The sequence below is a fragment of the Sphingomonas sp. Leaf28 genome (assembly GCF_001421685.1).
In the GTDB taxonomy this organism is placed as follows: Bacteria; Pseudomonadota; Alphaproteobacteria; order Sphingomonadales; family Sphingomonadaceae; genus Sphingomonas; species Sphingomonas aurantiaca.
Window position 1 is genome coordinate 282,522 of record NZ_LMKX01000007.1, and the last position, 11,226, is coordinate 293,747.

The following is an 11,226-nucleotide window of genomic DNA, read 5'->3' on the forward strand; positions in this document are numbered from 1 at the left end:
CAGCGATCACAGCGCAAAGAACACGGTTTCCCGGTCGCCTTGCAGATGGATGTCGAACCACCAGCGACCGTCGGCCTGTTGTCGCGCGATCAGCGTGTGCCGTCGCGCCTCGGGGACTGCACAGAGTACGGGATCGACGTCATTCCCGTCGCCGCCATCGAAATAGAGCCGCGTCGCGAGACGTTTGAGGATCCCGCGCCCGAAGACCGATACGGCGAGATGCGGCGCCTGGAGCGTATTGCCGGGGCCAGATACGCGACCCGGCCGGATCGTCCGGAACCGGTAGACGCCATCGGCATCGACCGAAGCACGCCCGAAGCCGATGAAATGGGGATCGAGCGGTGCGTCGTCGCGCGCGTCGTCGACGCTCGCATAGCGGCCGGCGGCATTGGCCTGCCAGATCTCGATCATCGCATCGAGGATCGGCACGCCCTTCGCATCGAACACCTGCCCGGCAAGTTCGATCACCGCGCCATCGGGCGTGCCGGTCGAGGACGGCCGGTTGAGCACATAATGCTCGCCGCCGAACAGGTCCGGCCGCGCGCCCATGTCGGACGTGCCGACCAGATCCGCGCCACCCTTCCACGGCAGGCCGTAGTGGAAGAACGGGCCGACCGTCTGCCACGGCGTCTGCCCGAAGATCGACGGATCCTGGTTGTCGAGCCGCGGCGCGGACTCGCGGTCCTCGACGGCAATCTCAGTGGTCATGGTGATCGTCCTCGAACGGCGTCTCGTCGCGGCCCTTCAGCACCACGTCGAACAGATAGCCGAGCGCCCAGGCGGGCTTGGTCGTCTTGATATCGAACCGCCCGACCATCCGCTGCCGCGCGGGCATCGGCACGGCGTTGGCGATCGGATCGATCTCGATCAGCGGATCGTCGGGGAAATACATCTGCGTCACCAGCCGGGTCGCGAATGCCGGGCCCAGCAGCGAGAGATGGATATGCCCCGGTCGCCACGCATTCTTGTGATTGCCCCAGGGATACGCGCCGGGCCGGATCGTCACATAGCTGTAGCGACCTTCGGCGTCGGTGACGACACGGCCCGCGCCCGTGAAGTTCGGATCGAGCGGCGCGTCCCAGCTATCGGCCGAATGGATATAGCGCCCGGCGGCATTGGCCTGCCAGATCTCGAGGACGGTATTGGGCACCGCACGCCCGCGATCGTCGAGCACGCGGCCTGACACGATGATCCGCTGGCCCTGCGGTACGCCCTTGTGCTGCGCGGTCAGGTCGAGGCCCTGGGGGCCGACCATCAGCCGGTCCCATTGGTCTGGACCGGTCGTCTCGGTCAGCGTCGGCGGGATCGCGATCAGCTGCTGGCGCGGGCTGCGATCGACGGTCGACCGATAGTCCGGCACCAGCGAGGGCGGCATGCCGTCGTCGTCGCGCGCATAGGCAATCGGGTCGCGGCGGGCGGCGCTCATGCCGCCACGCTTTCGACGACCGCGCCCGCATCGAACTTGGCGCCGGTCTTGGCGCGAACCTCGTCCAGCGTCACGCCGGGTGCCAGTTCGATCAGCGTGAGGCCGCCCGCTTTCTTGTCGCACGCCAGCACGCACAGATCGGTGACGATCAGGTCGACGACGCGCTTGCCGGTCAGCGGCAGCGTGCATGCCTCCAGGATCTTGGGTTCGCCTGCCTTGTTCGCATGGTCCATCACGACGACGACCTTGCGCACGCCCGCGACCAGATCCATCGCGCCGCCCATGCCCTTCACCATCTTGCCGGGGATCGTCCAGTTGGCGATGTCGCCATTGGCAGCCACCTCCATCGCGCCCAGCACCGCCATGTCGATATGGCCGCCGCGGATCATCGCGAAGCTGTCCGCGCTCGAGAAGAAGCTCGAGGTGGGCAACGCGGTGATCGTCTGCTTGCCCGCGTTGATCAGGTCTGGGTCCGCCTCGCCTTCGAACGGGAAGGGGCCCATGCCGAGCATCCCGTTCTCGGACTGCAACGTGACGTCGACGCCGTCGGGGATGTAGTTGGCGACGAGAGTCGGGATGCCGATGCCCAGATTGACGTAATAGCCGTCCTGCAGCTCGCGCGCGGCGCGCGCCGCCATCTGCTCGCGCGTCCAGCCCTTCGAAGTCATGCCCGTTTCGACCATGGCCATCATGCCGCCTCCCGCCGACGCTCGGTCAGCTTTTCGATACGCTTCTCGTTGATCGTCGACAGCACGATCCGGTCGACATAGATGCCGGGGACGTGGATGCAGTCGGCATCGAACGTCCCCGCCTCGACGATCTCCTCGACCTCGACGACGGTCACCGTGCCCGCGGTCGCCATGTTGGGATTGAAGTTGCGCGCGGTCTTGCGGAACATCAGGTTGCCGGCCGGATCGGCGCGCCACGCCTTGATGATCGACAGATCCGCCTTCAGCCAGGTCTCGCGGACATAGTCTTCGCCGTCGAACGTCTCGACCGGCTTGCCCTCGGCGACGACGGTGCCGACGCCGGTCTTGGTGTAGAAGGCGGGGATCCCCGCGCCGCCGGCGCGGATGCGTTCGGCGAGCGTACCCTGCGGTGTCAGCTCCAGCTCGAGTTCGCCGCTGAGATATTGCTGCTCGAACAGCTTGTTCTCACCGACATAGCTCGAGACCATCTTGGCGATCTGCCGGCTTTCCAGCAGCATCCACAGGCCGAAACCGTCGGCGCCCGCATTGTTGGAGATCACGGTCAGCCCGGTCACCCCCGCCGCGCGGATTTCCGGGATCAGGCTTTCGGGATTGCCCGACAGACCGAAACCGCCCGACATGATCGTCATGCCGTCGAACACCACGCCCGCCAGCGCCGCCTTGGGCGAGGGGAATATCTTGCTTTTCATGCTGCCTCCAGGGGAAGTCCGACATAGTTCTCCGCCAGCGTCTTCTGCGCGGCGGGCGAGCCCTTGATATACTCCAGCTCGGCCATCTGCAGCCGACGCGCGAACCCGTCCATCTCGGGAAATCGGTGCGTGATCGAGGTGAACCACCACGAGAACCGCTCCGCCTTCCAGACGCGGGCCAGCGCGCGCGCGGAATAGCCGTCGATCCCCGCGGTCGAGCCCGACCCGTAATACTCGGCCAGCGCCTCGCCCAACATCGTCACGTCCGATACCGCGAGGTTCATGCCCTTCGCGCCGGTCGGCGGCACGATATGCGCGGCATCGCCAGTCAGGAACAGGCGGCCCCAGCGCATCGGTTCGGAGACGAACGACCGGAGCGGCGCGATGGATTTTTCGAACGAGGGCCCGCGCACGACCTTGGCTGCGGTTGCCGGCCCGAGACGCAGGCACAGCTCGTCCCAGAAGCGGTCGTCGGGCCAGTCCTCGATCTTCTCGTCGAGCGCGCACTGGATATAATAACGGCTGCGCGACGCCGACCGCATCGAGGCGAGCGCGAAGCCGCGTTCGTGATTGGCGTAGATCAGCTCGTGCTCGGCGGGCGGGACGTCGGCCAGGATGCCGAGCCAGCCGAACGGATAGACGCGTTCGAATGTCTTGAGCACATCGTCGGGGATGCTCGCGCGGCTGACGCCGTGATAGCCATCACAGCCGGCGATGAAGTCGCAGTCGAGCCGCATCGGTTCGCCATCCGGCGTCGTCCACGTGACCGACGGCGAGTCGCTGTCGACATCGTGCAGCGCGACATCCTGCGCGTTCCAGACGATGTCGACTCCGCGGGGGCCGGCGGCGTCGAACAGGTCCTTCATCACTTCCTGCTGGCCATAGACCGTCACGGTCGATCCGCCGGTCAGCGCCGCCATGTCGATATGGAACAGCTCGCCGTCGAGCGACAGGTTGGTGCCGCCGTGGATCAGCCCCTCCGCGACGAGCCGGTCGGCGATCCCGAGACGGTGCATCAGGTCGACCGTGACCTGTTCGAGCACGCCCGCGCGGACCCGTCCCTCGACATAGTCGCGGTCGCGACGTTCGATCACGCGCGCGTCAATCCCGGCGGCGGCCAGCATATGTCCCAGGAACATGCCGGCAGGGCCGGCTCCGATGATGGCGACTTTTGTCCGCACGATCACGATCCTCTTCAACTATGTCTGACGATCTTGGCCGTCATGCGCCAGAAGCTACCGCAAGCGGGCAAATACGCTATGGACGCAGCGGGCGAATAGGTGGACTATTCGACAGGTATATGAGTCCCCCACTGGGAAGGGTGCCGTTCGATGGATACGCCGGTTCCGCGCTTTTATCTGTACGGCGAAGCGCACCGCGTGGCGGATCGCCGTTTCGTGCATCTCGAGGCGCTCGACGACCGATCGCGCCCGAGCGAATGGACGATCCGGCCGCACGCGCATGCCGATCTCCACCATATCTTCCACATCCGCGGCGGCGGCGGGGCGATGCGCGCGGAGGCGGCGATCCTGGCGTTCGAGGCGCCGTGCCTGATCGTCGTGCCGGCGGGCGTCGTCCACGGCTTCAGCTGGCAAAGCGAGTCGAACGGCAGCGTGTTGACCGTCTCCAGCGCCTATGTCGATCTGCTCCGCCAACGTAACGAGGAGCTTCGCGGCGTCTTCGCGCTGGCGCAGGTCGCACGTCTCGACATGGCGGGTTCGACGGGGTTCGCCACCGCGTGCGACGCGTTGCTGGAGGAATTGTCCTGGAACGCGCCGGGCCACCGCGCCGCGGCCGAGGCCGGGCTGCTCGGGTTGATTGTCCGGACGATGCGCGCGACGCACGGACGCGAGGCGGACCTGTTCACGCCGCCAGGGCGACAGGCGGCGCTCGTCGCGCGCTACCGCGAGCGGGTCGAGACGCATTTTCGCGCGCGCGAACCGGTCGGCGTATACGCCGCCGCGCTCGGCACCACCGAAAGCCGGTTGCGCGCGGCGTGCCAGGCCGCCGCCGGCCAGACCCCGACGCAGATCCTCGACCAGCGCGCGTTCGTCGAGGCGCAGCGCGCGCTGCTCTATTCCAACCTGTCGGTGGCCGAGATCGCGAACACGCTGGGGTTCGACGACGCGCATTATTTCTCGCGCTATTTCCGGCGCTGTGCGGGATGTTCACCGCGGTCGTATCGCGCTGCGCACGCCGATACGGCGCTGGCCGACGACTGATCGGGGGTCAGGCCTTGCCGAGCGTCAGCGTTGCTTCCAACCCGCCATCGGGATGATTCGCGAGGCTGATATGTCCGCCGATTGCGGTGGCCTGCGCGCGCGCGATGGTCAGCCCGATACCCGTCCCGTCACCACTCGATCGCGACGTATCCGCGCGCACGAACGGGTCGAACGCCTGCGCGAGCATCGCGGCGGGAATACCGGGACCATGATCGCGCACCGTGATGATCACTGTGCCGCGCGTGCGGCGCGATGCGATATCGGCATCGCCGCCATGCTTGATCGCGTTGTCGATCAGGTTGGACAGGCACCGGGTGAGCGCATCCGGCCGCACGCGGACGAGCGCGCCGCAGCCCTGCGTGAAGCGGACGGCATGACCGAATTCGGCGGCATTGTCGGCCAGGCTCGACAGCACCGAATCGAGATCGACCGTCGACCAGTCCTCCGCGCTGTCGCCGCTGCGCGCGAGATCAAGGCCGCGCTTCATCATCGCAAGCGTCGCCGACAGATCCGCGACGAGCCGGTCGCGCAACGCCTCGTCCTCGACCTGTTCGAGACGCAGCCGCAACCGGGTCAGCGGGGTCTGGAGGTCGTGGCTGATGGCGGCAAGGATCCGCGTGCGCTCGATCAACCCGGCACGAACGCGTTCCTGCATGAGGTTGAAGGTCGCGAGCGCCGCGCGGACGTCGGTGGGACCCGTTTCCAGCACCGGTTCGGCATCGATCGACCGGGCGAACGCGTCCGCGGCTGCGGACAGGCGACGCAGCGGTGCCGTCGCGAGCCGCGCGACGATCAGCGAGAGCGCCAGCGCCGCCGCCAGCACGAGGAACAGGAACAGCCGGTCGGTGGTCCAGCTCGGCGGTGCGGGCAGTTGCGGGAGATCGATCGCGACCGCGAGCGACCGGCCGTCGACCCGCGCGGTCATCAGCCAGCAGTCGGGCAGCATCATCGGTTCGATTCCCGCGGCGCGTGGGCGTTCGCGGATGGGATCGCTCGCCTGGCAGATGGTCGTCGGCGCGCGCGCGATGCTCGGTCGCGCGGGCACGTCGGTACGGCTGGCGAGCATGCTCGTGAGCAGCGCGTCCTCGACGACGGGAACCGCGTCCTGGCGTTCGACGAAATGCGCCCCGACCAACCGGCCGTCGCGCAGATTGGCGATCGTGGCGGCCGGGTTGCGGTGGAGCCGGTCGAGAACGTCGAGCGCACTGGCGATCACGCGCTCGTCACGGATCCGCATGAACTCGCCGCGCCGGCCCTGTTCCGCGATCAGCAGCGCGCCGACCGACGCGATCAGGATGCCGACGGCGAGGATCAGCGCGATCCGGCCGGTCAGCGAACCCAGGAACCGCACCAGCCGGGCGATCAACCGCCTCATTCGAACCGTGTGGTCGCAGCGAGCATATAGCCCTGGCCGCGGACCGTGAGGATCAGCTCTTCGCCGTCGGGCTTGAGCTTCTGGCGCAGTCGGCTGATCTGGTTGTCGATCGTCCGGTCGTGCGAGGCGGTGGCGGCGCGCGCTGGCACGAGCGCCTCGCGCGAGAGCGGCCGGCCGGCGGCGTTGACGAGGCGCGAGAGCATGTCGAACTCGGCGGTCGACAGCATCACGACGCTGTTGCCGGGCGCGAGCAGGCGCCGCTTGACGAGATCGAGCCGCCACCGCCCGAAGATCGCGACCCGCGCGGGCGTTGCCGCGCCGACATCGCGCGCGCCCCGGCGGAGCAGGTTGCGCACGCGCGCGGTCAGCTCGCGCGGCTCGAACGGCTTGGTGAGATAATCGTCCGCGCCGAGTTCGAGGCCGAGCACGCGGTCGATCGCGCTGTCGCGTGCGGTACCCGACCGCTGCCCTGTCCACGCAGCATCGATTCAGTAGCGGAAGCTGACGATCATTCCGAACGTCCGTGGATCGCTGAGCGCCGCGCGGTCGGTGCTCACCTGCAGCGGACCGCCCGGGGTCATGCTCGGCGTGACGCTGCCGATCGCCCAGCCGTCCGGCAGGAACCGGTTGTCGGTGAGATTGCGGACATAGCCGGTGATCGAGAATTGCGGGTTGATGATCAGCGTCGCGTTAAAGTCGGCAAGCGCCTGCGAATTGACATGGCCGTACGGACCGGCGCCAAGATCTGCCCATTCCTGCGTCAGCCGCGACCGGTCGTGCGCGGTGAAGAAGCGGACCACGCCGCGCAGCGCCAGCGTCGCTTCGCCGCCCAGCGGAATCCGGTGGTCATAGGCCACGTTGCCCTGGAGCGGGGGCACGCCTGATACCTTCTGCGTCGAGAAATAGGTCTTGTAGATGCCGAAATCGCCGTAGCGCGCATTGGTGTAGGACGCGTTCAGGCTGAACGTGCCGTTCGCCCAGGGACGCGCCTGCACCTCGAGCTCCGCGCCATAGGACCGCAACGGCACGGTGATCGTGCGGAATGTCGGATTGCCGGGATTTTCGGGCGTAAGGTTGATCTGCGCGGTCTGGTAACCGGCATAATCATAGTAAAAGAGCGCGCCGTTGATCTGCAGCCGGTCGTTGAGGAAGCGGTTCTTCGATCCGACCTCATAGGCCGTCAGCGTCTCGGCCTCGAGCGTCTGCACCACGGGCTGGAAATCCTGCCCGGTGGTCAGCGTGATGTCGCCCGGCGAGAACCCGGTCGAGATCGATGCGTAGACCAGGTTCCGCGGTGCCAGATCATGCTCGATCCGCGCCTTGTAGGTCACGTTGTTGAATTTGCGGACGCCCTGGTCGCCGCGCAGCGTCGCGGTCGTGCCGATCACGCTGGTATAGTCCTGCGTCACGGCGACCTTGGTATAATCATAGCGGACGCCCGCGGTCAGGCGCGTGGTCGGCGCGAACGCATAGATACCCTCGGCGAACACGCCGGCGGCGGTCGTCGTCTTGTCGGTAGTATCCTTGAACAGGAACCGACCAAGATCGAGATTGTACAGGTTGTTCACGGTATTCAGCGTGTTGCGGTAATACATCGCTCCGGTCTGCCAGCTGAACTTCGAATCGTTCGGCGCGCTGTGGATCCGCAGTTCGTGAGTCACGAACTTGTCGTCGGGCGTCACGATGGTCTGGTCCGCGTTGAACACCGTCCCCCGCGCGACGATCGTCGCATTCTGATACCAGGTGCGCACCGCGGGGATATACGTTACCTCCACCGGCCCCAGGTCGAGTTTGAAATTCGCCCAATATTGCCGGAAATGGTTCCTGCCGGTCCCGACCTCCTGCGGCGTGTAGATGAAGTCGGTCGGTGAATCGCCCTGCCGGATCGAGACGCCACCCGAGTGCGTGACGTTGAATTCCTGCGCATAGCCGATCAACGCGGAGAAATTGTCGGTCGGGGTGAACAGCGCCTTCACGCGGAAGGCTTCGCTCGAGACGGCGCCGCCCTGGGCCGAATAATAGCCATCACGCTTGTACAGGTTTCCCGACGCGCGCACCGCCAGCTTGTCCTGGATGATCGGGATGTTCACGTCGCCGGTCAGGTGGCGGAGCGCGAAGTTCCCGACCTCCCCGGTTCCCGACATGCTGATCGCGGACGCATCCGGCGCGCCGGTCTGGATCGCCACCACGCCCGATGTCGCGCTGCGGCCGTACAGCGTGCCCTGCGGCCCGCGGAGCACCTCGACCCGGTCGATGTCGTAGTTGCCACCGATGCCGTTATAGACGTCATCGACATAGATCGCCGCGGTCGACGACGTCGACGTCGCGCTGCCGCCGGCGCCCGAATTGGGCTGGACGCCGCGAATGACCAGGCCTGCCGCGGGGTTGTCCGTGCCGCTGCCCTGCGACGTCGCCACGGTCGAGGCGGCGCCGCCGACCACGCCGGGAACGTCTTCGAGGATGTTCTTGAGTTCATAGCGTCCCTGGCGAAGCATTTCCGCGCCCGGTCGCACGCTGATCGCCGCCGCGGTCTTCTGCGCGGTGTTGAAGCGGCGCTCCGCGGTGACGATGATGTCCTGCAGCGCCGCCCCATCGACGGGCGTCTGGCCGTCGGGCGCGCGCGCAGCCTGGGCGGGGCTCGCCGATGCCGGCGCCGCGTCGTCCTGCGGACTGGCCGCGGGCGTCTCGGCGGCGGCGGGAACGTCCTGCGCGAACGCGGGCGCGGCGGCGGCAAAGCATGCCAGCAGCGATGTCGATAGAAGCAGACTGAACTTGGACATTATCTTCCTCCCCAACTGCCCAATATTACTTGGGTCGGTTACCGCGTCGTGCAAATGGCTTGGCCGGGCTCTTGATGGCTTGCAGATCGCGATTTGATTTCAGGCGTGTGTCAGTGCATCCCCGTGGTTCATAAAGTCCTGTTGCTGGTGTCGAATTCGGTACTGGATGGGCGCACGACGATGCTGATATCGGACAGTAACACCGCGGGATGGGCCAGCTAGGTGTCTGAATTCCCCGTATCGCGACGGAGAGGCGCGGTCCGACAAACTCAAAAGCGGACAGGATCTGCCGACGAGCATGGTGGCCGAAGCGGCGCGCGCACCGATAATCACCGGGTGCAATGCGGCATGAACCGATCATGTTTTTAGAACGCGACGCCGCGCTTAATTTTTCATTTTACCGACGTTAAGCGGCGTATACCTAGCCTGCATCGTGCTGAGCGGGCACGAGCTACTGTTGGCCTATATGACCCAGATAGCGGGGAACAGTATGGCTCACATTGCCCGAGAATTGGGCTTGGACGTGCTGCCACCGGGCATTTGGTCTCGCGGAATCCAGCAGGAAGGCGTGGACATCAGGGGCATAGGCCGGGATCAGCGCGATCGCCGCAGGTCCCTCGACATGGATGACTTGGACACGGCGCTCATGCGGTTCGAGCGCCGCCACCGAATCGGACTCTGCCGGGTCGATATGCGTTACGATCTGCACAATTGACGGGTTGATCGCGCGGATATGCGGCGAAATCGCCGCGGCCGTCGGTGACTGGCCGCGTCGTCCGAGCTCCTGCGCCCATATTCGCCCGTGGAGCGTTTCCCGGCTGCCGATGATTGGATCGCGTAAGTTGCTGTAAAGCGGCAAACATGACCTCGTCACCGACGGCGCCGAATTGTCGGCAACGCTTATTGCGAGGATATTGCATGCACCGGATCAAAAGCCTGGCCCTGATGGGCGCCGCACTGACGCTGGTCGCCGGATGCTCCGGCACCGGGACCGGCAGCGACGCGACCGCCAACGACACCGCTGCGACCGCCGCCGCCTCGACTGGCCGCGTGCGCGGCACCGTGCAGGCGGTGACCGCCAATGCGCTGACGGTGCAGACCTATGACGGCAAGACCGTCACGGTGCCGATCGACGCCAAGACCGGCTATGCCTGGGTGGTGCCATCGAGCCTCTCGTCGCTGAAGGATGGCGACTTCATCGGCACCGCGACCACCGGCCCCAAGACCGCGCTCCGCGCCGTCGAAGTGGTGATCTTCCCGGAATCGATGCGCGGCACTGGTGAGGGGCATTATGCGTGGGACGTCCCCGGTGTCGTGGCGGCCAATGGTGGCGATTCGGCGGGATCGAGCGCGATGACCAACGGCACCGTCGATGCGCAGAGTGCGATGACCAATGGCACGGTCGAGCCGCAGAGCGCGATGACTAACGGTACGGTGACCGGTGGTGCCACGCCCGGCGGCGGGGCGTCGTCGACCGATCGGGTGCTCTCGGTGTCGTACAAGGGCGGCAAGGTGAAGGTCGCGGTACCCGCCGGGGTGCCGATCGTCCGGTTCGACCCGACGCAGAAAACGGTCCTGGCAAAGGGCCAGAAGGTGTTCGCGGTCACCCCGCCGGGCGCTAGCGCGGCAAAGTCGGTCGCGATCGGCAAGGACGGCCTGACACCACCGATGTAAACCGGCCGGCCGGGCTGCTGCCCGGCCGCCTTCGCCGCCAGTCGGCCGTTGCGTCGACGCGGTGAACGTACGTCGCGTTGATCATAATCAGTTGCGTGGTGGCCCTTGAACAGGCCGATTCTTCCACCCTGCGAACGATAACGGCAATTTCGCTTGACGTCTCCGAGCGCTTGCCGAACGTCCGTTCGACTTGTTTCGAGCGCGAAACGGCGCGCGTCGACTTGGTGGATGCCAGTAGAAACCATCTTCGGATCTAGGCGCGCCACTATAGGTGCGTGTTTTTATTGCGAACCTTGCTGGACAACGTCCCTCTTGTTCCGTTAGGCCGCTGACTGAAATTGGGGGATGCT

The 11,226-nt window shown here is 66.2% G+C and carries 10 protein-coding genes and 1 pseudogene; 2 read left to right on the forward strand and 9 right to left on the reverse strand.

Annotated elements, in window-relative coordinates:
* Positions 1–6: 6 nt before the first annotated feature.
* From pcaG to pobA, 5 genes are read right to left on the reverse strand one after another with little or no spacing between them, the layout of a single operon-like run.
* A complete protein-coding gene (gene pcaG, locus ASE79_RS07820) occupies positions 7–708 on the reverse strand; it encodes a protocatechuate 3,4-dioxygenase subunit alpha (protein ID WP_056414352.1) in 702 nt (233 codons plus the stop codon).
* Positions 698–1,426: a protocatechuate 3,4-dioxygenase subunit beta gene (gene pcaH / locus ASE79_RS07825; RefSeq protein ID WP_056414355.1), complete on the reverse strand. Its 729-nt coding sequence runs from the start codon at positions 1,424–1,426 to the stop codon at positions 698–700. Before pcaH ends, pcaG begins: the two co-directional genes overlap by 11 nt.
* Complete coding sequence (locus tag ASE79_RS07830) at positions 1,423–2,118, reverse strand: 3-oxoacid CoA-transferase subunit B (RefSeq protein WP_321163327.1); 696 nt, start codon at positions 2,116–2,118, stop codon at positions 1,423–1,425. Before ASE79_RS07830 ends, pcaH begins: the two co-directional genes overlap by 4 nt.
* Positions 2,115–2,825: a CoA transferase subunit A gene (locus ASE79_RS07835; protein WP_056414359.1), complete on the reverse strand. Its 711-nt coding sequence runs from the start codon at positions 2,823–2,825 to the stop codon at positions 2,115–2,117. Before ASE79_RS07835 ends, ASE79_RS07830 begins: the two co-directional genes overlap by 4 nt.
* On the reverse strand, positions 2,822–4,006 hold the full coding sequence (gene pobA / locus ASE79_RS07840; protein WP_056415714.1) for a 4-hydroxybenzoate 3-monooxygenase: 1,185 nt from the start codon (positions 4,004–4,006) through the stop codon (positions 2,822–2,824). Before pobA ends, ASE79_RS07835 begins: the two co-directional genes overlap by 4 nt.
* Positions 4,007–4,156: 150 nt before the next feature.
* Between pobA and ASE79_RS07845 the strand changes: the two genes are divergently transcribed.
* Complete coding sequence (locus tag ASE79_RS07845) at positions 4,157–5,047, forward strand: helix-turn-helix domain-containing protein (protein ID WP_056414362.1); 891 nt, start codon at positions 4,157–4,159, stop codon at positions 5,045–5,047.
* A gap of 7 nt (positions 5,048–5,054) precedes the next feature.
* Here ASE79_RS07845 and ASE79_RS07850 read toward each other — a convergent pair whose 3' ends face one another.
* From ASE79_RS07850 to ASE79_RS21410, 4 genes and pseudogenes are all read right to left on the reverse strand, one after another.
* The gene (locus tag ASE79_RS07850) at positions 5,055–6,422 is read right to left on the reverse strand and encodes an ATP-binding protein (RefSeq protein ID WP_056414365.1); all 1,368 of its coding nucleotides are present in this window, start codon (positions 6,420–6,422) and stop codon (positions 5,055–5,057) included.
* Positions 6,419–6,859: pseudogene (locus ASE79_RS07855) on the reverse strand (winged helix-turn-helix domain-containing protein); the annotation flags it as partial. The gene ASE79_RS07850 and the pseudogene ASE79_RS07855, both read right to left, overlap by 4 nt.
* A 51-nt stretch (positions 6,860–6,910) precedes the next feature.
* A complete protein-coding gene (locus ASE79_RS07860) occupies positions 6,911–9,202 on the reverse strand; it encodes a TonB-dependent receptor (RefSeq protein ID WP_056414372.1) in 2,292 nt (763 codons plus the stop codon).
* Between the two features lie 451 nt (positions 9,203–9,653).
* Positions 9,654–10,076 carry a hypothetical protein gene (locus ASE79_RS21410; protein WP_235516806.1) on the reverse strand — a complete coding sequence of 141 codons (423 nt, stop codon included), beginning with the start codon at positions 10,074–10,076 and terminating at the stop codon, positions 9,654–9,656.
* A gap of 44 nt (positions 10,077–10,120) precedes the next feature.
* Here ASE79_RS21410 and ASE79_RS07870 point away from each other — a divergent pair, with 44 nt between their 5' ends.
* Positions 10,121–10,876 (forward strand): hypothetical protein, encoded by a 756-nt coding sequence (locus ASE79_RS07870; protein WP_200910341.1) that lies wholly within the window; start codon positions 10,121–10,123, stop codon positions 10,874–10,876.
* Positions 10,877–11,226 lie beyond the last annotated feature (350 nt).

Coding starts and splice junctions, on each gene's coding strand:
- ASE79_RS07870 (WP_200910341.1), top strand. CDS start 10,121: ATGCACCGGATCAAAAGCCTGGCCCTGATGGGCGCCGCACTGACGCTG.
- pcaH (WP_056414355.1), bottom strand. CDS start 1,426: ATGAGCGCCGCCCGCCGCGACCCGATTGCCTATGCGCGCGACGACGAC.
- ASE79_RS07845 (WP_056414362.1), top strand. CDS start 4,157: ATGGATACGCCGGTTCCGCGCTTTTATCTGTACGGCGAAGCGCACCGC.
- ASE79_RS07835 (WP_056414359.1), bottom strand. CDS start 2,825: ATGAAAAGCAAGATATTCCCCTCGCCCAAGGCGGCGCTGGCGGGCGTG.
- pcaG (WP_056414352.1), bottom strand. CDS start 708: ATGACCACTGAGATTGCCGTCGAGGACCGCGAGTCCGCGCCGCGGCTC.
- ASE79_RS07830 (WP_321163327.1), bottom strand. CDS start 2,118: ATGATGGCCATGGTCGAAACGGGCATGACTTCGAAGGGCTGGACGCGC.
- ASE79_RS07860 (WP_056414372.1), bottom strand. CDS start 9,202: ATGTCCAAGTTCAGTCTGCTTCTATCGACATCGCTGCTGGCATGCTTT.
- ASE79_RS07850 (WP_056414365.1), bottom strand. CDS start 6,422: ATGAGGCGGTTGATCGCCCGGCTGGTGCGGTTCCTGGGTTCGCTGACC.